This window comes from Paenibacillus sp. 2KB_22, assembly GCF_052115745.1.
Taxonomy (GTDB): Bacteria; Bacillota; Bacilli; order Paenibacillales; family Paenibacillaceae; genus Paenibacillus.
Genome location: NZ_JBFRHG010000009.1, coordinates 132,003 through 155,563 on the forward strand (window position 1 = coordinate 132,003; position 23,561 = coordinate 155,563).

General features: G+C 46.7%; 20 protein-coding genes. 4 read left to right on the top strand and 16 right to left on the bottom strand.

Going from position 1 to position 23,561, the window contains the following annotated elements:
• Positions 1 to 7 precede the first annotated feature (7 nt).
• Together AB4111_RS28860 and AB4111_RS28865 are read right to left on the bottom strand one after the other, a co-directional pair.
• Positions 8 to 625 (bottom strand): DUF47 domain-containing protein, encoded by a 618-nt coding sequence (locus tag AB4111_RS28860; protein WP_062836231.1) that lies wholly within the window; start codon positions 623 to 625, stop codon positions 8 to 10.
• A gap of 316 nt (positions 626 to 941) precedes the next feature.
• Entirely contained in the window at positions 942 to 2,018 is a 1,077-nt protein-coding gene (locus AB4111_RS28865; protein ID WP_442034657.1) for a DUF3048 domain-containing protein, read from the bottom strand.
• Positions 2,019 to 2,356: 338 nt separating this feature from the next.
• Here AB4111_RS28865 and AB4111_RS28870 point away from each other — a divergent pair, with 338 nt between their 5' ends.
• Positions 2,357 to 2,896 carry a DoxX family protein gene (locus AB4111_RS28870; RefSeq protein ID WP_339239503.1) on the top strand — a complete coding sequence of 180 codons (540 nt, stop codon included), beginning with the start codon at positions 2,357 to 2,359 and terminating at the stop codon, positions 2,894 to 2,896.
• Positions 2,897 to 3,050: 154 nt separating this feature from the next.
• Entirely contained in the window at positions 3,051 to 3,263 is a 213-nt protein-coding gene (locus AB4111_RS28875) for a hypothetical protein (protein ID WP_442034659.1), read from the top strand.
• 166 nt (positions 3,264 to 3,429) lie between these two features.
• Here the strand turns inward: AB4111_RS28875 and AB4111_RS28880 are convergent, their stop codons facing one another.
• The 3 genes from AB4111_RS28880 to AB4111_RS28890 all read right to left on the bottom strand — a co-directional run bounded on the left by AB4111_RS28880 (position 3,430) and on the right by AB4111_RS28890 (position 5,645).
• The gene (locus AB4111_RS28880) at positions 3,430 to 4,215 is read right to left on the bottom strand and encodes a DODA-type extradiol aromatic ring-opening family dioxygenase (RefSeq protein WP_442034661.1); all 786 of its coding nucleotides are present in this window, start codon (positions 4,213 to 4,215) and stop codon (positions 3,430 to 3,432) included.
• Between the two features lie 103 nt (positions 4,216 to 4,318).
• The gene (locus tag AB4111_RS28885) at positions 4,319 to 5,149 is read right to left on the bottom strand and encodes an alpha/beta hydrolase (protein WP_339239500.1); all 831 of its coding nucleotides are present in this window, start codon (positions 5,147 to 5,149) and stop codon (positions 4,319 to 4,321) included.
• A gap of 262 nt (positions 5,150 to 5,411) precedes the next feature.
• On the bottom strand, positions 5,412 to 5,645 hold the full coding sequence (locus AB4111_RS28890; protein ID WP_133387380.1) for a hypothetical protein: 234 nt from the start codon (positions 5,643 to 5,645) through the stop codon (positions 5,412 to 5,414).
• Positions 5,646 to 6,056: 411 nt separating this feature from the next.
• Between AB4111_RS28890 and AB4111_RS28895 the strand changes: the two genes are divergently transcribed.
• Positions 6,057 to 6,869, top strand: coding sequence for a hypothetical protein (locus AB4111_RS28895; protein ID WP_442034664.1), 813 nt, complete (start codon positions 6,057 to 6,059; stop codon positions 6,867 to 6,869).
• Between the two features lie 26 nt (positions 6,870 to 6,895).
• Here the strand turns inward: AB4111_RS28895 and AB4111_RS28900 are convergent, their stop codons facing one another.
• Together AB4111_RS28900 and AB4111_RS28905 are read right to left on the bottom strand one after the other, a co-directional pair.
• On the bottom strand, positions 6,896 to 7,801 hold the full coding sequence (locus AB4111_RS28900) for an AraC family transcriptional regulator (protein ID WP_442034666.1): 906 nt from the start codon (positions 7,799 to 7,801) through the stop codon (positions 6,896 to 6,898).
• A 216-nt stretch (positions 7,802 to 8,017) separates the two neighbouring features.
• On the bottom strand, positions 8,018 to 11,179 hold the full coding sequence (locus AB4111_RS28905) for a stalk domain-containing protein (RefSeq protein ID WP_442034668.1): 3,162 nt from the start codon (positions 11,177 to 11,179) through the stop codon (positions 8,018 to 8,020).
• A gap of 316 nt (positions 11,180 to 11,495) precedes the next feature.
• Here AB4111_RS28905 and AB4111_RS28910 point away from each other — a divergent pair, with 316 nt between their 5' ends.
• Positions 11,496 to 12,464 (top strand): hypothetical protein, encoded by a 969-nt coding sequence (locus AB4111_RS28910; protein WP_442034670.1) that lies wholly within the window; start codon positions 11,496 to 11,498, stop codon positions 12,462 to 12,464.
• A 140-nt stretch (positions 12,465 to 12,604) separates the two neighbouring features.
• Here the strand turns inward: AB4111_RS28910 and AB4111_RS28915 are convergent, their stop codons facing one another.
• The 9 genes from AB4111_RS28915 to AB4111_RS28955 form a co-directional block, all read right to left on the bottom strand.
• The gene (locus AB4111_RS28915; protein ID WP_442034672.1) at positions 12,605 to 13,192 is read right to left on the bottom strand and encodes a GNAT family N-acetyltransferase; all 588 of its coding nucleotides are present in this window, start codon (positions 13,190 to 13,192) and stop codon (positions 12,605 to 12,607) included.
• A gap of 50 nt (positions 13,193 to 13,242) precedes the next feature.
• Positions 13,243 to 14,535, bottom strand: a complete 1,293-nt coding sequence (ilvA, locus tag AB4111_RS28920; RefSeq protein ID WP_253430067.1) for a threonine ammonia-lyase IlvA — start codon at positions 14,533 to 14,535, stop codon at positions 13,243 to 13,245.
• A gap of 290 nt (positions 14,536 to 14,825) precedes the next feature.
• On the bottom strand, positions 14,826 to 15,716 hold the full coding sequence (locus AB4111_RS28925; RefSeq protein WP_442034674.1) for an alpha/beta hydrolase: 891 nt from the start codon (positions 15,714 to 15,716) through the stop codon (positions 14,826 to 14,828).
• A gap of 372 nt (positions 15,717 to 16,088) precedes the next feature.
• Positions 16,089 to 18,380 carry a beta-glucosidase gene (locus AB4111_RS28930; protein WP_442034676.1) on the bottom strand — a complete coding sequence of 764 codons (2,292 nt, stop codon included), beginning with the start codon at positions 18,378 to 18,380 and terminating at the stop codon, positions 16,089 to 16,091.
• A 117-nt stretch (positions 18,381 to 18,497) separates the two neighbouring features.
• The gene (locus tag AB4111_RS28935; RefSeq protein WP_442034678.1) at positions 18,498 to 18,695 is read right to left on the bottom strand and encodes a hypothetical protein; all 198 of its coding nucleotides are present in this window, start codon (positions 18,693 to 18,695) and stop codon (positions 18,498 to 18,500) included.
• Positions 18,696 to 18,714: 19 nt separating this feature from the next.
• Positions 18,715 to 19,320, bottom strand: a complete 606-nt coding sequence (locus AB4111_RS28940; RefSeq protein WP_442034717.1) for an alpha/beta hydrolase — start codon at positions 19,318 to 19,320, stop codon at positions 18,715 to 18,717.
• Between the two features lie 14 nt (positions 19,321 to 19,334).
• Complete coding sequence (locus tag AB4111_RS28945) at positions 19,335 to 20,285, bottom strand: ring-cleaving dioxygenase (RefSeq protein ID WP_442034680.1); 951 nt, start codon at positions 20,283 to 20,285, stop codon at positions 19,335 to 19,337.
• A gap of 263 nt (positions 20,286 to 20,548) precedes the next feature.
• Positions 20,549 to 21,631: a hemolysin family protein gene (locus tag AB4111_RS28950; protein ID WP_442034682.1), complete on the bottom strand. Its 1,083-nt coding sequence runs from the start codon at positions 21,629 to 21,631 to the stop codon at positions 20,549 to 20,551.
• A gap of 243 nt (positions 21,632 to 21,874) precedes the next feature.
• The gene (locus AB4111_RS28955) at positions 21,875 to 23,212 is read right to left on the bottom strand and encodes a hemolysin family protein (protein WP_442034684.1); all 1,338 of its coding nucleotides are present in this window, start codon (positions 23,210 to 23,212) and stop codon (positions 21,875 to 21,877) included.
• Positions 23,213 to 23,561: the final 349 nt, after the last annotated feature.

The following is a 23,561-nucleotide window of genomic DNA, read 5'->3' on the forward strand; positions in this document are numbered from 1 at the left end:
TGGCTCCTTAAGAATTACGCATGATGATGGATTCGAGCACATTTGCTACGTGTTCACAAGCATCCGTTGTTGTCTCAAGACGTTCGTAAATTTCCTTACGTTTGATCAATTCAATCGGATCAGGAACGGTAGCGAAAAGGTTCTTGATACACATGCGCAACACTTCATCACCCTGATTTTCCAGATCATTCAATCGAATCGTGTACTCACGAATCGCCAGCAATTTTTTCTGAGACAGCAAATGAATAGCCTTCTGAATTTCGTAAGCCGATTGGCGCAAAATTTCAGCAAATTGCACGATATATTCGTCAGGATCCGTCAGTTGGTACATATAGAAACGGGAAGCCGTTGCTTCGAGTCCGTCCAATACGTCATCAAGTGTTGTTGTCAGCTCCATAATATCATCGCGTTCGATCGGCGTGATAAACGTTTTGTTGAGTTCCGTAATGATTGTGTGCACATAGTCATCACATTGGGACTCGTACTTCTTCATTTCATTGGCAAAAAGAGTCACATCCTGAAGGTTGGAAACATGCTGGGAGAAATAATCTGCCGCTTGAACAACCGTATCTGCCATGTTCTCCAGTGTCTCAAAAAATATATCCTTCTTCTTCTTAAGCTTCATAGCCCTATCCCCTTTACGGAAAAAATTGCCGATAACCGATGAAACATGAAATGACAACCTTTGATATCTTATCATATTTGTTTCATGGTTTGTACAAAAGGTGTGATCCTTTTTTATATTCTTATCACATTAATCTGAAATGAATCTTAATTATTTGGAATAATGGTAAATTCAAGTCAAGATTTTACACTGCGTTTACAATTCGACATCCAAAGACAGAATCGACACGATTCTATTTTTCACGCCAAGATACAATATAACGCCTTTTCGATAACAAAATGCATACCTGTTTCATTGTATTCTTTCATTACATCCTTCATTGCTGCACAGCCAGCTTCACATGACTGGAGAATTCCGGTTGATTGGGAACAATGCTGATAAAGGTTTTACCCGGCACAAGAGCCACTTCACTGCCATCCTGAACAAACCGGATAATATCTCCCTGTTTCTTCACCCACTGCCCACGAATCATTTTGCCCTTCTGGAACAACATGGCTTCCCCGCCCTGTTCCAAATTGACGGACAACCGACCTACACTATCGAGCACCTTGTGATCTGCACCTGCCACAATGATATTCGCTGCGCCAAGTGCAGTCCCATTATCCAGATCCTGATCTGCCTTACCATTCACCATTCTCATATATCGTCCGCTAACTTCATCATAATCATACGTCACCCGGTAACTATCCAATAAATAATGGATGTCGAATTGCTTCACTGCCTCTCCTGCGGATGTCGCGCCTTCTTCGTTATAGATGTATACGGGAGATTTAAACTCATGGCTATAACCCTTGATGTCTGCCCCTTCTCTTAACTTGTCCGCTGAAGTATACAGATTGTGTGGCGCTTTACGATCCTTGGAACGCCAGAAGTAAGGCCCTCCATTTGAGATTTCATCCATATGCTGTTTCTGCTGCCTTTGCAAAATGGAATATGCCTCCGGACTGCCTCCGGCATGAACAAGCACCCCATCGTAACTCTCGCCAAGCTCAATCAGATATGGACGTATACTGCGAACAGGTCCAACCGTCTCAGCACCGCCTTCACTCTGGAAGATGGCTATAAACCGGGTAATGCCTCCCTCTGCGAGGACTTCAAGAATGATATCGGCGGAACTCAGACCCGATTGGGGCCGAGCCGCTGGTGCATTATTAATCATGACAGCAAGGGGACGACGCGTAATCGCTTCATCTACAGGCAGACCTGTAAGAGGTGCTGTGTAGAGTGAAGCGTTGGACTCCTCCACAGTCTGTTCTTCTTGTACAGGTGCAGGTGTCGGTTCTGGCTGAAGTGGCATCTGAGACGCCTCCTGGTTTTGGCAGGCAACAAGACTCAATGAGAGAATTAACAGGGATGCAGCCGATGCCGCTTTGTTCCATTTAAAAAGCTTCAATATAGGACCTCCTGAACGATATGGCCTGGTTCTAAGTTGTGATATATGTCTCATGTGGGCAACCATTTCACGTATTTCTTTCCATTTAATCACACCCCATCCGATTTGTCTGCGCCCCGAAGGCCTTGATACAGCGTGAAATTCACATTTGAAACAGTGAATAGCGAGAAAAATATGTCCTAAATGTGAACTTCTCAAACCTTACTTAAAATTTGAACTAGATTGTGATTTTAATCACAAACAAAACGACTTTTGGACTATACAATAAAGACATCAAAGGTGATCACTTAGAAAAAACAAAAACAACACACACTAGATTCCATGAAGGAGTGGTTCATATGTTCAGCTTCAACCAATGGCTTAGAGAAAACAAAGTGGCAATGTGGATTTTGACAGTACTTCGGGTGTATATCGGTTACGATTGGATGACTCACGGATGGGGCAAATTGACTGGCGGATTCCAAGCTGGCGGGTTCCTCGCCGGGGCAGTCGGTAAAGCAACGGGTGAAAATCCAACAGTTCAAGCATGGTGGGGAACGTTCCTTGAGAAATTCGCAGTACCAAACGCAGGATTGTTCGACTTTATCATTCCGCTTGGTGAATTCCTTGTAGGTGTAGGACTCATTCTCGGATGCTTCACAACACTGGCTGCGCTGATGGCTCTCGTGATGAACTTCGCGTTCCTCTTCTCGGGTACAGTAAGCACGAACGCTCAACTGGTTCTGATGCAAATCTTCCTGGTAGTTGCTGGTGCAAATGCAGGTAAAATCGGTCTGGATCACTGGGTACTGCCTTACCTTCGCGGATTGATCACTCGTAACAAAGGTAATCACCCAAAAGACACACCAACGATTAGCCCAACTCATAAAACAGCTTAAACAATATTCAACAACGCTGCCGTCCTGCTCTCCATCCCCCGGAGAGCAGGGCTTTTTGCTTTTCAAGATATCCTGAATGTCCTGACTGACTTGCCCATCCACAGAATATCATATTATGATGAACATAAAGTTGAACTTCAAAGGAGTACACGATATGCCGACCCAGCGACGTCTTGAGACCGATGCAGACTTCCAGGAAGCCATGAATATGAAGTATAAGGTTCGAGTTTTTAAAGATAATCACCAGATTGACTCGGGTGGCATTATTATCCGTTTTGACAGCAATACCGTAGTTGTACAATCCAGTGTCAGTGAACTTGCTTTTCATTCGCGTACAGACTGTGAATTGTTCGAAATTCGCAAATAAAGATCCATTGCATGCATAAGTCCTCATATTGAAAAAAGGTTCCTTTAGCCCATCAAGGGTCTAAAGGAACCTTCTTTTATTTATATATTGTAATGGTATACATTAACACATGTTTCCGTACCCAACTGGTTTCTGACACCATATTCAGGCTGTTGTCTGTTCCAAGTTACACGCCGTCTCCAAACTGCCAGCAGTTCAAACTGAGCGTTCCATAAGGGTAAGACTGGAATAGGCGCTTCGCTGATCGGGACATATCCGCTGTACCCATCGCGTAGAACAAAGGCGCAAGGTGTTCTGTCCCATACGACGGCACTGCCGTACGTGCATGAGGGGCTTTTTTCTCATATTGAAACAGTTCTCTTGTGTTCCACTGCTGCAAGCGCTCCCCAATCCAGTTATCAAATTCCACCGCCCACTCCTGCGGTTCATCCGTATCGCCCAGCATACGTAAATTGTGAACCGTTCCACCACTGCCAATGATCAGCACATCATCATGACGCAGCTGTTCCAGCATTCGGCCAATATCATACTGTTCCTGCGGCGTACGCAGCGAGTCTACAGATACAGCGATCACAGGGATATTAGCCTCAGGATACATATGGAGCAACGGTACCCATACGCCATGATCCAACCCTCGGCCTCGAATCGGCTGATGCGCAAGATTGCTGCGGGTGAACAAAGCACATATCTCGTTCGCCAGATCTGGCTGCCCGGATGCAGGGTATTCCATCGTATACATCGTAGAAGGAAATCCATAAAAATCATGCAGGGTCTGATGTGTATCATCCATCGTCACGGACGGTTCAGGACAATCCCAATGCGCCGTAAATACGACAATGGCTTTCGGAGCCGGCAGCCTGTCTCCAAGCTGGTTCAAGAAGTGAGTGTAGTCATTGCTCTCCACCGCCAGAGCGGGAGAACCATGCGCAATGAAAAGTGCGGGTAATGTCATTGCTGCCAACCTCCAGACACGGATAGAATGCTTACTCTTCTATTTTACCCCTAAGAAGGCGCTTTTCCAAGCTGACATCCCCAAACCGTTGCAATCCTGCCATTTATATCATCCAGTGCTGCCAATCCTGCTCGATCTTCTGACGTTCACCCAGCCACTCTCTGGTACGCGTAATTAGCTGTTCCCGCTCTTTACCTGAAGAGAAGGTATGATCGCCCTGGAAGATGATCTCCTTGTCGCAACGCCCTTCCTGACGCATCCAGAATACCTTTTGATACAGGAATGCGTAATCTACAGGAATAATCTCATCTGACGTGCCATGCATGACGAGAACATCACCGCTAAACTTGACTGCTTCCTGGAATGGTTGATGTTCAGCGAGAGATTCGAAGAAGGTAGGTGTGAATTTGTATCCAAGATAATCAGCCGCACCCAATTTCACGCCTTCATCGTAGACTTCCCGTCCCGTAATCTTCACGATATCATTGAATGGATAACCCACGGAGGACCACATCACCAGATTCTTGACACGTTTATCGCGCACAGCTGTTAGTAATGCAACGGCACCACCCAGACTATGACCAATCAGCGTTACGCGTGTAGGATCTACATCACTGCAATTCACCGCGTAATCCAGCACCGAGCGTGTCTGCAGCACCATGGACTCCAGTCCCTCCGCTCCATACTCCCCACTGCTCTCTCCGCAACCGATATAATCGAAACGCAGAACCAGATAACCGTCTTCAGCCAGCTCACGGGCAGTCTTTACAAACAAACGGTCCACACCGATCCGACTACCCACGAAACCGTGGCAGATGACTGCCAAAGGTACGCGCTGCTGACTCTTCTCCTCCTTGATATCTTTCACAACCGGATAGTGAATCGTGGCTGTTAATTCTTCCTGTCCATGACGGATACTGATCTGACGTTCCATACCGATTTCCCCTTTCCATGCTTAGCCTGTTATGTTTCATTTATTAAATATATATAATCCGATAAGTTTAGTGTGTATTAAGATGTTATTCATATATTATCATCCCGTAACCTGCAAGTCAACGTAAGGAAGAACCCTTTCTACGTTGAATGCTAGTCTTCATTTTATCGGATGATAAGCGCAAAAAAATGAGCCATGCTGATGACAGCTGGCCCGGAAATCTTTTATCTTTTTGGAATTCAAACCAAGGGTTGCAGGATCGTTATTCGTAGCTTCTGCGGAACATCTCGTGGGTTTCCACCCGTCCATTCCACTCATGCTCATGACCCGAATCACTGTTGTCCCAGAAACTTCTTCCCCTCAAATTGCCATCTGTCAGTTCTTCTGCATACTCCGTGTCCTCCAGATTCTCCTCAAAGGATACAACCTCGTCCACAACTCCACGGGAGTTGCTGTTCAGTAGCAGCTTACGCGTCAAATCTGTTTGTTTGTCCATAACAAGCACACTCCAATCTTGGATTTCTGTTGGAAATGCTACTATTGTGATGGAATCGGCTGTTCTTTATGCATACTTCACACAATCGTTAGATCTGTGATGCCTGAAGGTATTTTTTCACATGAATGGGGGAAAATAAACGAACAATCATTGGCAGCATATGCCTCGGAATCCTTCTGCCGAAAGGAATGAATTCATGGAACATTTATTGGAATGGATTCAACATCACGGTAAACTGGTACTGTTATGCACCTGTGTCATTCTGGCCTGTGTGGGCATCTGGGCCAACCATGAGCAGCTTTTTAATAAGGAATGACTTTGCGAAACGAGAGCCCTTCCCGTATACTAAAATACCGTCAGGGTCTTCAGATAACGGAAGATCAGAACGTGTGTAGACAGGGGGAGCAATCATTGGGGATTTCCTATAAGAAACTGAAAGAAATACAGAATCGGCAAATAACCGAGATGAGTCGTATGACACCTGAACATGTGAAATTGTATGACGAGATCAGCACCATTGCGCGTCATGCACCAGCGGACGAGAGAACACAGGAAGAATGGATTCTCTCCGCAGGAAAAGCAATCGTGCAGGCTCAGCGGGATAACAAACCCGCACGCGAGCTATACGGACCTGATCTGGAACAAGACATCCATGCACAGCTCGGGATAACAGATACAGCACCGAAGAAGACGGCTGCCACTGAGGTGGGTACATCCACTCCAACCCGTGGTAATAGTCCATCAGCTTCATCGAAAAAGAAAGCCAACGTTGCTGAACCACAGCCAGCGGAGAATGCCGAGCCAGCGAAACGGACACCAAAGTGGTATGCCATGATCGCATGGGCCGCACTGTCTTTTGTCATGCTGATCCAAGGATGTGCAGGATTGTTCGTGGGTTGGACTGGTGGAGACACGGAACCATTCCAACACATCAGTCTGTTCTCTCTGATCGTTGCAGCCGTTGGCGGAATCGCATTGGTAGAGATGCTCCGCCGCCTTGCTGAGCGACCAGACGATGAAGGAGCGGACCGAAATAAGGTACCTAAGCTCAATATTCGGGGGATCGTCATCTACATCGTGGTCGTGGTACTCGTGCTGTTTGTCGGGTATCCGTTACGGGATAAACTTCCGGTATTCGCACTAGCTCCATGGGTGAGTGCGGTAATCGGCATTGTGGGGCTTGCTACGTTACGGCCTTTATTCGGTCAAAAGAAAACAGCATAACACGTTATATCATGGATTAAGGGGCCTCACGAATTCGTGAGGTCTTTTTCCATTTGGAGCTGGTGCCGATGTTTGATTCCTTTGCCTGGTGTTTCTCCAAACTCCCGCTTGAACATCCGGATAAAATAGTTCACTTCCATGCCGATGTTCTCTGCCGCCTCTCGCACGCTTGCACTTGGATGCTTGTTCAACCAGTCCGAAGCCTTCTGCAACCGCAATCGCTGCATATATTGATGTCCTGTCACGCCATAATGATGATGAAACAATCGATTGAGATGCTGCACCGAATAACCCACTGCATCCGCGACATGCCTCAATAACAGGTCATCCTGGTAATGTGTATGCATCAATGCTACGGCTCGGATGAGTGCATCTTTGCCTGTGTCAGACTCCTGATTCGAACGGGTTACTATCTCCTCCTGCACCATGGATGATCCAATATCCACACGACCGACATCCGATGCAATTTTCGATTGTGCTATATCCAAAATGAGCTGGTAGATCAGGGCAGAAGTATTCCACATCTCCGTTACTCCTTGATTCAGTCCCTGCCAGAGATCTGTTAACCGCGACCACATGAATTCAAAACCGGAGATGGGGTACGGCTCGTTCTGAAGCAAACCCGCGCTATGAAGTACCGATCCAGTCGATGCACCGCCAATACCGATATAACCAAGTTCACCTTTGGATTTGGAATGAGGCACATACTCATGCGCAATCCCGGGCTCCACAATGAATAACTGCCCTGCTCCCATCGTCCATGTCCCTTTTCCCGGAATCCTGAACTGCCCTTCACCGCCACGTGACAAAAACAACTGATACACCGGAAATCCATCCGGTCTATGCAGAACTTTCGCTTCCTGCGTGCCCACACAATACAGGTACAGCGGCAACCGGGAATCCGGCAGGCCCGTCAAACGAAACGCAAGCATTCCCTCATTCCTTTCGGCTCATAGGCTTCTAGCTTATTCCTTCTATTATCCATCGACTTGTCCTGCTTCAGCAATGGTCTAAGGAACCTTTTTGGCGACAAGATTTTTATAAAACAGGTGGGGTAGTTGTGCCAAGTTTGGTTAAAAAGCATAATGAAAAACTCCCCTTCCAGAAGGAAAGGGAGTCCGAGTTTATTTCAGTATCAATTTTTACGTTCAGCTCTGTGCAGGTGTTTGCCCCTCACTTGATGCTGGTGGATTGGTAGAAGACGTTTGCTCCTGTGTTGGCGTAGATTGAGCCTTTTCAAGTTTAAATGTATCAGATGGACCTGAAAGCGTATGTTTATTCGTTGTTGTATTTCCAGCAACGGAAAGAATATACACCTTGTACTCGTTTCCTTCCACCAGATCGGCTCCTGTTGAATCTTTAGCTGTTTTAGTCAAGGAAACTTCAACCGCTGAAGGATTTCCAACTTGGTAGCTAGAGTTAGAGCTTGCTGTAGTGACATCCAAACTATCTGTTCCTTTAACAATAAAGAGTCGGTATGCAGAAATTCCAGTTTCAGCAGCTGGTTTAGTAAAGGTAAGCTTATAACTTGCCTCAGTCACAGTACTTGTATTTTGAAGGCCTGTTATAGTGGCAGTTTGAACCGCATTTGCTTGTGCAAAAATATTAAACTCATTGGAAGCAGAAGACAGATTGGAAGCACGTGATGTACTGTCCGAAACAGACAAGACAAACACTCTGTATTTCTGTCCAGCTACAAGTACACTACCATTAATATCTCGATGTCCACCGTTTAGTACTACTGGACTGCCTGCATTGCTCTTATTAATTTCAACAAAGGAACTAATTCCAAGAGCAGAACTTGTATTGAATCCACTCACTTGGTTAGCAGGCACAATCAAGATACGATAATTGGAGATATTCGTCTCGTTAGTTGCCTTATTGAAGGTTATTGTTACATCCGAAGGCGTTCCAGACTGCCCTTGATCTTTAACAGTTACATTCACATTGCTCACCACTGCTACAGCGGAATTTGAAGTAAGCGTAACTAAACCGGAGGCTGACGATATTGCATTCGTTAAAGACGCATTATTATTAACAGCCATTACGTAAACTCGATAGCCTACATCATTACGGAGCGAGTCACCATCCACTGTTCTAGAACCATTAGATAAAGTAATCGTCTGGTTACTTCCGGTTCTACTTACATACGTATAATTGGAGCTATTCACCGCATTGGCTGCATTCAGATTGAAGCTGCCTGCATTCGCATTCTTCACCACAAACACTCGATAGTGATTTACATTTGTCTCATCTGCGGATTTAGTGAACGTCACACGCAGATCACGTCCATCTCCGTTATCACCAATATCCGTTGCACCCACATTGCTCGGAGCCGTTATAGCGGCGTTCTGTGACAACGTAATCTGTGAAGAGTAACCAGACAGAGCATTCTGACTGGAGTTTCCGTTGTTATTCACCGACAGCACGAATACCCGATAAGCAACGTTATTGGTAATGGTATAACCATTGGTATCTACCGCATAGTTTGGAAGCGTAACGGACAGGTTACCACCCGTTTTGTTCACCTGTGTGTAGTTGCTTGACGCATTAGCAGCGCTCAGCGTGAAGCTGCCCACATTAGCGGAACGAACGACATAGACTCGATAGGCAGAGATTCTGGACTCATCCGCAGCTTTGTTGAAAGAAACGCGCAGATCACGCCCATCACCGTAGTCACCAATATCCGCAACAGCAAGGTTGCTAACGACTCCAGCGTTACCGTTCGTTGTAAGTCTCAGCACAGTGGAGGAAGCTGACAGCGCATTGGTGTATCCATTTTGCTGATTGCCCACTGCCATCACGTAGATGCGATAATCTTGCAGATTCGTTACGTTATAACCACTTGTATCCTTCATGGATGAAGGCAATGTCGTGGTAATATTGTTGCCTGTTTTGTTCACCGTATAGTACAGACTGGAGGACAGGTTGCTTGCCGTTGTCAGATTGAAGCTGCTGGCAACGGAGTTGCGCACCACGAAGACGCGATAGTTCGCTACCTTGGACTCATCCGATGAACGATTGAAACTCACTTGAATATCTCGACCATCTCCATAATCCGAGTTGTCTCTCACCTGCGTAATTACCGGAGACGTTGCTGTGTTCACGGACAATGTAAGTGAAGAGGATGCTGCGGACAGCTTGCTGTCTGTTGTTGTATTTGTGCTTACGGACAGGATGTACACTACATATGCTGTACCGCTCTTGATCAATTCGCCGGACGTGTCCCGTGTCGAAGAAGTCAGCTGACTTTTGACCGCAGCGGTGTTGCCTTTGTATATGATCGTGGAGTTTGCACTGGACACTTTGTTCGCTGCAGCCAGATTGAACGCAGAAGAGTCCTTCGCTTTAACAACAAATGCACGATAATACGTAATGTTCGATGTCGTGCTCGGCTGCGTGAAGTTAATCTCCAGATCGCGGCCATCGCCATAGTCACTAATATCTGCGGCACGCAGACTTGTAACTGCCTGTACTGTGGATTTCACAATATTGAGCTTCAAAGCCTGGGAAGACCAGTTCAATGCATTTTTATAATTATTGCTGCTGTTACCAACAGTCAGTACATACAGGCGGTACGTTTCATTGCTGTTGAGCAAATCCCCGTTCACGTCACGCGTCTGTGCATTAAGCGTCAGTTTCGGGTTGCTGCCATTCGGTGTTACAGATGTATAGTTTGCAGAAGGTACGGCAGATGCTGCCGATTCTGTAAAGCTATTCACATCGCGAGATTTCACCAGCATAATCCGGTAAGCAGATACCGCCTTCTCCGAAGTTGGACGTGTGAAGCTCACGGTCAGGTCACGACCATCCCCGTTACTTCCAGATACCGAACCATAGATGTTCCATGCAGCATATTGTGTCTCATCCACTGGTGGCGTTGCCTTTGTCTTGATATCTACACGTTGATTGCGCGAGTTCCAGAATACTTTCTCTCCAAAAGCTTCACTGACAAAACGAATTGGAACCATCGTGTTGCCCTTAATCGTATTTGCAGGTACATCCAAAGAGATCGCTTCCCCGTTGATGTATGCCGTTTTGGAACCAAGTGTCAGAGTAACTTCCTGATCATCACGAGTCGCAACAATCGTTTTGGTTCTGTTCGTGTACTGCACCTTCGCATCCAATCCTTCAAAAATCGACCGAAGCGGAACCAGTACACGTCCACCTTTCATCACAGGTGCCTGAGCAGATGATAACTCTGCATCATTAATATATATGCTGATCCTCGCAGCTGCATCCATAACCGACGTTGGAAGTGCGGACATCAGCATGGCCGATACAGCCAGCGCTGACATAACCTTCTTCACTTGTTTTCCTCCCGCTTTCCTCATATCCCATATCCCCATTCTCGCATTTAGTTAACATCGAAATAGATTCGTTGTTCTTTTCAATAATTCCTGTATTTACCTATGCACAACTAAGACGTTCCGATCAGCTCAAAGGTTTCCAGTTGTACAAAAAATATTTTCGCAGAAATCTTCCTCTATCTTCCACCCTCCAAAAGTTAAAAATAACAGAAGAATTTGTCACTATTCCGCAACCACATCCTGCCCCAATTGCGTTAATGTATAGTGACTAGTGAACAACGCCTATCATTTTCTTAACTACGGGAGGTTCATATCTATGACATCATCGTTCCAATCTGCCAAACGTAAAGGCATACGCACCTTCATTACAGCCACCGCCATTCTCATGCTGCTACAAACGGCTGTCGCTCCATTATCCGGAGTCGCTACTGCCGCTTCTTCCAGTACAGAATCCAAAGTCACGACTGCCAGTTCAACAAAGATATATCACACATTTCAGTCCATGCTCTACAAAAAGAACGGCTTGCCTGCCGCCGATGCTTATCTCGAATCTCATATCAAAAAAGTAACAAAGCATCACGCCACCCTGATGGTGCTTCAATTGGAGAATGCTCGCCTAAAGGCGCTAAGCGCCATGACGGACCGCCTGCTCGTTCCTAACGTTCAGGACAAGATGATCAAGGCTTACAAGTTGAACGATAGCTTCACCAAACTCATGGAGCGTACCCAAGACTCCGATCTGCGTGCACTGCTAAAAGAAGCCCGTGACAGCGGCTACCGCCTCGTCATGCTCGAAGGCTCTCTCTATCCCATAATGAATTATGCGGCATTCGTGAAATATACCTCTGTCATTAAAGAGGATATCTCAAGCTACATCCATATCATGACAAAGGAAACGAAAAACTTGCCTGCGGATGACGGTGCTCTGGTCATTGGCTATCAGGAAATCCTCCTTCGAGCACTCAGTCAGGAAAAATTCCTGGAGCTGCATCCGAAATCGAATCGGGCCAAGCAGGTGCAGGATCTGTTGAACAGTTATACCCTGTATACCTTTTATGGGCTGAACAACACACCGCTGTTTGATTATGATACGAACAAAATGGTGCCAAACGCTCAAAGAGGATACAACGGCGTCTTGCAGCGCCTTGCATCCGTGGACAGTGAGTTCCTCACCAAGCTAGATGCCTTTATGGACGTCGTGAAAGAATCGAAGTATGAGAAAACGGCTGAAGTCGAGAAATGGCTGGAGCAGCATGTGCCGGTCAGCGATTATGCGAATTATTGAGTTAATCTGTTCCTTCCAACATTAACATTGAGGCCTAAATATTTAGGCTACGTTACAACATATCATTACGACAAAAAACCGCCACAGGATCTCTCCTGTGGCGGTTTCTTCTTGGTTTCTTGGTTTCTTGGTTTCTTGCTCTATTGAAGTGGCTTGACCATACGATTATACTCATGTCCTCCGATGACAATGACATCGTCTTTGACATATCCCTGCCGTTCATAGAGCATTAGCGCACGGCCGTTGTCCCGTTCTACAATCAGGGATACCTGTGAGTGACCCAGATCTCTGCCCTGCTTCTCAAAAGCAGCCATCAGTGCCCGGCCGATGCCCTGCCCCTGATAAGCTTCACTTACCGAGAGAGTATCCAGATAATACTCACCCGGGCGGGTTTCTTTAACCAAAGCATACTTCTCATCCCGACTTCGTCCAAGGCGATTCAGAATCGGCTGGTCCAGACGATCCGCTTCACCCCCATCATAGGCTACAAGAATTCCCGCGATCAGTCCATCCTGCTCCATCACTGTCACATGACGATAGCTAATCCGATTGTCTTCCTGTTCATAGAACGCCTGCAAAATCTGCATCGCCTTCTCATGATCCGCCTCACCCGCAAGCGCGTATGCAATGTCTCCTATCGCTTGATACAGCAACGGAATGACCTGATCAGCATCTTCTATCCGCGCAGGTCTGATTAGAGGAGATGTTTCTTGGTGATCTGATTGCATACTTCATTTCACCTCCGACTGCATGTCTGACTGCCTTGTTGAATAATTCATCAGATTAACATGTTGAACAGATTCAAATTTTTGTTCAGCTCGGTATAGGCGATACCTTTGCGATTCATGCGTTCAATCAGGGGATGGTAATCTTCCTTGTACATGAGCTCAATGCCCACCAGGGCAGGGCCATTTTCCTTATCATGCTTTTTTGTATATTCAAACCGGGTGATATCATCATTCTTCCCTAGAACTTCCTCCAGGAATTCACGTAAAGCTCCTGCACGCTGTGGGAAATTAACCATGAAATAATACTTCAGACCTTCGTAGATGAGAGAACGTTCTTTGATCTCCTGCATCCGGTCGATATCGTTGTTCCCGCCACTAATGACGCAGACCACCGTTTTGCCCACAATCTGCTCACGATACTGCTCCAGTGCGGCAACAGCCAAGGAACCGGCAGGCTCGACAACGATCGCATTTTCATTATAGAGCTCCAGAATGGTTGTGCAGGCTTTGCCTTCTGGCACTTTCACAATGTCATCAAGTATACTGCTGCAGATATCATAGGTAAGGTCACCAACCCGTTTCACCGCTGCGCCATCCACGAATTTATCAATATCATCCAGTGTCACAACCTGTTTCCGGAACATCGCCTCACTCATGGAAGCTGCTCCAAGTGGCTCGACACCGATGATGCGTGTCTCCGGACTTACGGTCTTCATGTAGGTTCCCACACCGGCTGCCAGTCCTCCGCCACCAATCGTCACGAACACATAGTCGGCATTCTCATCGAGACTTTCCATGATTTCCATCGCTACCGTACCATTACCTGCAATAATCTTCGGTTGATCAAAAGGATGGATGAACGTCATGCCCTGTTCGTCACATGCACGCATCGCTTCTGCATAGGCATCATCATACGTATCCCCGATCAGCACCACTTCAACGTTACTGCCACCAAAACGTCTTACCTGCTTCACCTTTTGGTTCGGGGTTGTACTCGGCATGAAGATTTTGCCGTTAATCCCAAGGGCATTACAGCTAAAAGCGACACCCTGAGCATGGTTGCCCGCACTTGCACAGACAATACCCTTCTCCATCTCGGCTGGCGTCAGACTGCGAATCATATTATAGGCACCCCGAATTTTGAATGAGCGCACCACCTGAAGGTCTTCCCTTTTCAGATACACATTACAGTTATATTTGGCCGACAATACAGCGTCCCGCTGCAACGGCGTTCTTACAATGACCTCACGCAGCACATGATGTGCGCGCACGATATCTTCCATGCCAACACTGGCACGACCGGGATTTGTGGTTCCCGTTGGTTCTTGTTCAACTGGTTTCATGTTGTCTCCACACTCCGCTTTTATGGTCTATATAAGTTGAACAACGTTTATTTACACTGAAACTACGATGACAGAACAACCCTCCAATCGCTGTTATCCCCAGATTTTTTCGATTCCCTTTTCCAAGGGAAAAATCCGGTGATAGCGTATGCTTCCGATGCAGCTTTCTTTCAGAAAGCTTTTAGGCGAACGCTCCGCTTTTTCAGGTTTTTTCTGTCCTCTTCGTTATCGTGTAAATGACTAATTCAACTTATCTAGCAATGTCGCGCACTGCTTTTCTTTGTATTGTATCACTTTTGTTCTGTTCTTGCGCTTGAGCTTACATCATTTATCATTCGTACAATTTCATCGATAATGACCTGAGGGTCTGTATATATAACCATATGCCCCGATTGATCTGCCCCAATCCATCTTGCATTGGATAGCTTGCTCACCGTCTGGCGATGCGCCATGATGAGAGCAGGTCTGATTTTCCCCTCTCCCTTACCCGGTTTCGTACCCGAGATCACGCTGACTTCCAGATTACCCAGATCCGGCGGATGCTCCAACAATGCTGCCATGTCACTGAGAAATGTTTTGCCTTCTGCAAGCATCGTGCTTGCTGCCCTTACAGTGAAATCCTCCTTGAGATGATCCGTCGCCACATCGGCAGGCTGAATGCTTCCCGCTTTGCTGCCAAGCAACTTATATAAACCCGTACGCGCCATGATTGGAATAAGGAAACCATTGATGGCAAAGCTCTTCTTGGCCGTGTTCGAAAAATACATATCGCAATGCTCGTCTGATGGATCTACCAGAATAATGCCTCGTAATCTACAGGGATTTGCAGACGCCGCAGCCCGTACAATTGGACCACCCCAGCTATGTCCAACCAGAATAAATGGGCCCGGGCCCAGCGCAGTCAGCAGTTCCCCAAGATCCCCTGCAATGCGTTCAAGGCTACGGGCAGCCGCGTCGACATCACTTCGTCCTGCCCCTGCCCTGTCATACACGACGGCGCGTGCATGCTCAGCAATGGCTGGTGCAACTAATCCCCAGTTCGATCTGGAGGCACCCATGCCGGATTCAAATACAACGGTAAGTTCCCCTGTTCCCCTGGACATATAATGTAATTTGCGACCATCGCGGGTCTGAACAAACGCACTTGAGCCAAACGTATGTGAGCTAGGGTTAGGATTCATGTTCCCCTCCTGATTACAAGCATAGTCATCTTTCACCGAATCTAATTGAAAATGATTATCAATTACTCCATTATAGAATACTCTATCCTTTACCACAACCATGTTGCTTCATCAAAGTTACAGCCGTCCTGTCGTTTCTATCGCTTTATGTCACGTGCAAGGATCATCACCCATCCCACCGTTTTCTTCCTCCTTTCTTTTCCCTTATGCAAAAAGAAAACCCGATCCATAATCAGATCGGGTAACTGTACCAACCACTATGCGGCTGGTCCTTACATACACCTTCTTGTTGCTTCGTGTGCAATTCCTGCACGGATTCACAATTGCTTAATTCCAAGGATGGATGAATACTCGCTTTAAGGCTACTGCCCCTTATCCCCGAATACCATGATCCTTCTTGTTTAGCTGCTCCAGAAGCTCGTTCATCGCTTTTTCCGTCATGGCCCCACCGCTAAACGCAACCAGTGCACGCAGCGGCATATATTTCATCATTGCATCCATCATATCCGCATGATCACCAGCATCCTCACCACCGAATCCGCTGGCTTCCTGGAACTGTTGCAAAGCCTGTTCCAATAGCTTCTTATGCGCCGGATCACGCTGGATATCACCTAATGTGCTATTACGCGTATAAGTGGGAAGGAATGTCGCTGTAGACTCTACATTCACACGTGTATGCACATGAATGTCCCGAGAGGAGCTGCCCACCTGAATCTCGAACTCACCTGTCTCCACATGCCAGTCCTTCATATCTACATTGTAATAGGCGAATGAACGCTTGTTTAGCGTAAAACTCACTACTTTTGACTCTCCAGGTTCAAGAGCTACTTTGGCAAAAGCCTTCAGTTCTTTGACCGGACGAATAACTGTGCTCTCTACGTCGCTAACATACAGTTGTACAATCTCCTTGCCCGCTCTGTCTCCGGTATTAGTGACCCTAACTTGCACATTCACCTCATCCTGATCCGTCAGTTCCGTGCGATCTACCTTCAGGTCAGCATATTCAAATGTTGTATAACTCAGTCCATAACCAAACGGGAACAGGGGCTCCAGCTCTTTTTTGTCATAATAGCGGTAACCCACAAAGATACCTTCCCGATAATCGACACGATCCCCTTCGCCCGGGAAGTTCAGATAAGATGGATTATGGCTGAGTTTCGCAGGGAATGTCTCTGCCAGTTTACCGGACGGATTCACCTCTCCGTACAACAGATCAGCTATCGCTCCACCAACCGCCTGTCCACCAAGATACGCTTCGAGCACCGCTTGCACCTTCGGCAGCCAAGGCATCTCCACTGGAGATCCGTTGCTAAGAACCACGACGACACGTGATTGAATCTTCGCAATCTCTTCAATCAGTCGAATATGGTTGTCAGGCAGACGCAAATGGGCACGATCATACCCTTCGGATTCATAACGATCCGGCAATCCAACGAACACTACAGCTGTATCCGCTGATTGCGCTGCCTGAACAGCCTCATGCATTAACGTTTCATCCACATCATCGGCTTCAATCCGATAACCTGGAGCATAGGAGAAGGTTACACCTTCGCCAGCCACCTGTGTCATCTCTTCCACAATATCATCCACTTTGGTCGGATTAATGTGGGAACTGCCGCCACCCTGGAAGCGAGGTTTACGCGCAAATGCCCCGATTATCGCCACATCGCCTTCACGCCCAAGCGGCAGGAGACCTTCTTCATTTTTCAGCAAAACCATACTCTCGGCTGCCACCTTACGCGCAAGTTGGTGATGCTCATCCTTGTTATATGTAGCCCCATCTTGCTTTTGATCAACAGCATTAAAGATCAGCGTAAGCAGACGCTCCACCGCCCGATCCAGCTTGTCCAGCGGCAGTTGTCCGCTCTCTACAGCATCGATCACTTTACGCTCACCAATTCCACCACTTGTGGGCATCTCCAGTTCCAGTCCTGCTGCAAGGGCGTCTGCACGTTCATTGACCGCGCCCCAGTCGGATACCACAAGACCTTCGTGTCCCCATTCGTTTTTCAGGATGTCGGTAAGCAACCATTCATTCTCACCAGCATACGTACCGTTCACCTTATTGTAGGAACACATCACCGTCCACGGCTGTCCATCCTTCACCGCACCTTCGAAGCTCGCCAGATAAATCTCGCGCAGCGTCCGTTCATCTACTACCGCATCAATCGACATGCGCCGTTCTTCCTGATTATTGACTGCAAAGTGCTTGAGAGATGCACCCACACCCTGGCTCTGCACACCCTGAATATGACCCGTAGCCATCTGCGTGGATAACAACGGATCTTCGGAAAAGTATTCAAAATTACGTCCGCCCAGTGGGGAACGTTTAATATTCACACCCGGACCAAGCAACACCCCTACATCCTCGGCCTGACATTCCTCACCCAGGGCCACCCCGACCTGACGCGCCAGCTCCTTGTCCCATGAACTAGCCAGTCCTGCCGCAGACGGGAAACAGGTTGCAGGAACGCTCGACGTCAGACCCAGATGATCTGCACTTCCATCCTGCTTGCGCAGCCCGTGAGGTCCGTCCGTCACCATGATGGATGGAATGCCAAGACGCTCCACCCCTTTCAGATGCCAAAAGTCCAGTCCCGAGCACATACCCGCTTTTTCTTCCAGTGTCATCCGCTGTACCAGTTCCTTGATGTTACGTTCCACATTAACCCCTCCAGTTCATGATGTTGATGCAATTTACACTTCACTCCGATGACAGAACACTTCGTTTCTTCAAGTTTTTTCTGTCTTCTCCGTTATCATGTAAATCTTTCGTTGGATTTAAGTAATATAACAAGAATACATCGTGAACTGTTGCTTATTCAAATGTTTACCCCATTCGTCACGCTTACATAACAGCAGCTCTTCGTTTGCTTCACGAGCCAAAAATAAAATAAAAAACAGCCCGATTTCAATTTCATCAGGGCTGTTTTTTATTGCTTTAGTTTCACAATATTTTGGATTAATCATACCGATCATTTAATAAGGAAACACCAACTTACGCCTGTGTCTTAAACCAAGCTGCCGCAGCTTCTGCCTCGGTACGAGTCAACTGATGACCCTGGCGCTCCCAATGCGTGTTTACATCGGCACCTGCACCGCTGAGCAGCGAAGCAAGTTCCTCGGTTTCACGTCTTGGTACAATCGGATCGTTCTCGCCTGCACCAATGAACACAGGCAGACCTTTCAGATCTGGCAATTCCAGACCGCGCAGCGGTACCATCGGATGATGCAGAATTACACCTTTAAATACATCCGCTTGATGGAAGATCAAGCTTGCCGCAATGTTGGCACCGTTAGAGTAGCCGAGTGCATATACGTTGGACCGATCGAATCCATACTCCACCGCAGCTGCATCTACAAAAGATCCCAGCTCTACCGTACGAGCAATCAGATCTTCTTCATCAAAAATACCTTCGGCCAAGCGGCGGAAGAAACGGGGCATCCCGTTCTCCGATACGTTACCTCGTACTCCAAGTATGCCAGCTCCTGGCGCGATCATCTCCGCAAGACCGATCAGATCGTTCTCGGTTCCCCCTGTGCCATGAAGCAACAGGATTGTTGGGGCATCCGGCTGAGTACCTGCTTTATAGATATGTTTCATTGTATTGGTTGTGGTCATGATTTGGACTCTCCTTTCCATTCACGCACTTCAATTCGTGGCAACAATTGTTCAATCTGTTCGCGCTGTGGTTCATACCATTCAGGCAACATCAGTTTCTCACCCATGCTCTCTGCTGGTTCATCCCGTGCAAATCCCGGAGGATCCGTAGCCAATTCGAACAGTATGCCTCCCGGCTCCCGGAAATACACAGCGTTGAAGTATTGACGGTCAATGACTGGTGTTGGATGATACCCGGATTGTTCAAGATCCTGCTGAATTTGTTCATGCTCCGCGTAGTCTTTAGCACGCCAAGCAATATGGTGAACTGTTCCGGCTCCGCCAATCCCGCGTTGAATGCCTGTAGACTGAATGTCAATGATCTGCCCAATATCACCGCTTGCCTGTAGACGAAGGAGCCCGTTCTCTTCACCGACCTGCTCCAGACCGAGTTTGCTCACCAATACATCCATGGTTTTCTCAGGAACGTGGCTGAACAATACAGCCCCGCCGAATCCTTTGATGGCATGCTCCGGTGTAACTCCGTTGAAACTCCAGCTGCTTGGCTGACCACCTTCGCGCTCAACCAGTTCAAGCAACAGGCCACCTTTATCGAAGAAACGAATGTACTGCTCACCGAATCTGGTTTTATCTTCATACGGAATATCGAAGGAAGTAAGACGTTCTTTCCAGAAAGGCAAGCTTCCTACAGGTACCGCATATACGGTAACTCCAGTTTGACCTGAGCCAATGACACCTCTTCTTGAATTCTGCTGTGGGAAAAAGGTGATGATTGTGCCCGGTGCACCCTGCTCATTACCATAATACAAGTGATACACGTCTGGTGCATCAAAGTTAATTGTTTTTTTCACCAGTCTGAGCGCCAACACGCCTGCGTAAAAATCAACGTTTTTCTGTGCATCGTCTACAAAAGCTGTAATGTGATGAATTCCTGTAGTTCTGAACATAATCTCCACTCCCTTAGGTTTAGTATTTAGTCGTATCATAGGTTGTTTTTGCATCTTTTATTTATTGTATTGATTTTTGTTATTTATCTTTAAGTTAAGATTCTTTAAATTTATATTAATCCATTGGACTGCAATATGCAAGCTTTTATTTTAAAATTAAGATTTAAACCAAAAAACAGGCCCCGAGCACCTCGGGAACCTGCTTATCGTTATAACAATTACGTTGTTTCACTAATCCTGAAATATCTTTGTATCACTGCTTCTTAAACCAATTTCATTCTTTTTGGTGGATTCACCAAATCTTTGTGCTCATACTCGTCCTTGATGTCTCCAACAATCTCTTCAAGGATATCCTCCATTGTAACCATACCCACCGTAGCACCTGCCTCGTTTTTCACGGTTGCAATGTGTACACGGCTTTGCTGCATCTGGATCAGCACATCCTTGATCGGAGAACGCTCGGAGAAACTCGGCGTATTATGGACATATGTCTCCATATTGAAGGCGCGGCCTGCCGCCACACTCGTCAGCATTTCTTTGGTGTTGATGAAACCAACAAAATGCGCCTGATCTCCATTTGCAATAACAGGATATCTCGTGTATTCGTGTCGATTCAGCGTCTCAATGATCTGATCAAGCGGCATTTCTTTATTCAACGTAACGATTTTATCTCTTGGAATCATGATCTCCTGAAGCAAACGCTCATCAAAAGCAAAAATGTTCTTCAGATAATCCAGCTCCGTCTGGTTGATCTCGCCACTCTCATAGCTCTGTGCCATAATCAGCTTCAGCTCTTCTTCCGAGTGAACGGTATCATGCCCGGCAGGTTTTACACCAAATATGCCAAGCAACAGACGAGCAGCTCCATTCAGCGCGTAGATGAAAGGATTCATGATTTTACCGAACCAGTACAGTGGTGGTGCCAGCAACAGCGTCATTCTCTCTGCAAACTGAATCGCCAGTGTTTTCGGTGCCAATTCACCAATAACCACGTGCAGGAACGTAATAATCGCGAGAGCAATACCATAGGAAAGCACGGTAGACAACGCCGCCGGCACTTCCATGCGCTCAAATAACGGGTGCAGCATTTTCTCAACGGTAGGTTCACCCAAGGCCCCCAATACGAGCGCCGTGATGGTAATCCCCAATTGACATGCCGACAGATAATAATCCAGGTTGTGCGCCACTTTTTTGGCCAGTACTGCCTTTTTGTTACCTTCCGAGATCAATTGATCGATTCGGGACATCCGTACTTTAAGAATTGCAAATTCAGCTCCAACGAAAAAGGCTGTCAGACCTATAAATACGGCTACTAAAAATAAATTCAAGGCTATTATTCCGTCCAATGATTTCCCTCAGATTGAGGGATTCACCTCCATTAAAATTTAAAATAAGGTTGCACGAGTGAAGTTCCGGTGACAGCTCGTTCTTCCAATAGCCATTGCCTCCCAATTTCGCTGATTGTTGTTTTCAGTGGTTTAAAATTGGTTTGCAAACGCGAACGCTGCGCTTCTTCAGAATCGATTCCGTCCCCTACACAGCTACGTTGTCAAAAACTATTTGAAGTTTCACAAGATTCTCGGCTAAAATCACGCCAGATCGCTTGCAGCTTCCTCAACTTCAGCGCCGCTCACTCGTTCCAGAAGAACTTGCTTGATGTGATAGTTCTCGGCGTCTACCACGGTCCAGACATAATCCCCGTGTTCTACCGTGTCGCCTTTTTCCACACCTACACCCTTCTGGTACTGAATCCATCCGGCCACCGTATCCATCTCTTCATTTCCTTCAAAGCTAAGCCCGAACTGCCGCTCCACTTCATCCAAAAGTACCCGACCATTAATGAGATATTGATTCTCTCCGGTCTCCTGGATATCAGCCACCTCATCGGCATCGAATTCATCACGAATCTCACCGACCAGCTCCTCCAGAATATCCTCCATCGTAATGATTCCCGAAGTACCGCCGTATTCATCCACAACCACGGCCATGTGTACACGTTCCTGCTGCATTTTAATCATCGCATCCTGGATACGTGTAACTTCGGAAACGAATGGGATCTCGCGAACGAACTCGCTCAGTTGATACGATCTTGCAGCAACCATGTCAGGCAAAATCTTTTTCACATTCACGACGCCGATAATACGGTCCTTGTCCCCGTCCTCAATGACAGGGTAACGTGAATAGTTATGTTCATCCAATATAGGAATAATATCGTCATAGGTCATATCCTGATCTAATGTCACCAGTTCCGTACGTGGTACCATGATGTCTTTGGCATCACGTTCGTCGAATACAAATACATTTTCCAGATATGAAAGCTTGGTCTTGTTGTTCTCGTCACCTTCGTAACTCTGGTTCATGATGATCTTGATCTCGTCCTCCGAGTACGCTTGATCATGTTCGGCAGGCTTCACACCGAATCCACGCAGAATAACTCGTGATGCTCCATTGAGGGCCCAGATGAACGGATACATGATTTTACCAAACCAATATAGAGGCGGCGAGAGCAATAACGTCAGTTTTTCCGAAAACTGAATCGCCAATGTTTTGGGTGCCATCTCACCAACAACCACATGCAAGAATGTGACGAGGATAAAGGCAATTGCATATGAGGCAATGGATGAGATTGAAGCAGGCACATCTAAATAATTGAATACCGGGTATAACAATCTCTCAACCGTCGGTTTTCCGAGTGCTCCCAGTCCCAGAGCGGTGACTGTAATACCGAGCTGACAGGCTGACAGATAATAATCCAGATCCGAGACAACTTTTTTGGCGAGTACAGCCTTTTTATTGCCCTCGGCAACCAGTTGATCCACTCTTGATGTACGAATTTTGACTACAGCGAACTCCGATGCTACGAAAAATGCAGTCAATGCAATCAAGATAATAAGTAAAGCGATATTCAATATGGTAATTATGTCCAATGATTTCCCCGATTCTCAGGGATTCACCTCCAGAGATATTTACAGCGTGATCCGTTAACTGTGTTAACCATTCATCAGCTGTTAGTCTTTCAACACGACGTCTGCCTTATATAAAATCGATTTCAATGATAATTTTTGTATAAGTCTTACGTTTGACCTTGTAAAATTACAAAACAGGAATTCAAGATGAAGTCAATGACTTGCAGAAACTTCTTCATTCAAATCGGGTTACCCCTCATGCTGTCAATTGTTCCTCGCTTAACTCCACCTAGATTCGCCATTTGGACAATTTACAATATCGCCTACCCAATAGATATCCACCTCCCCTCGTACTCATTCCTGTTTCCGA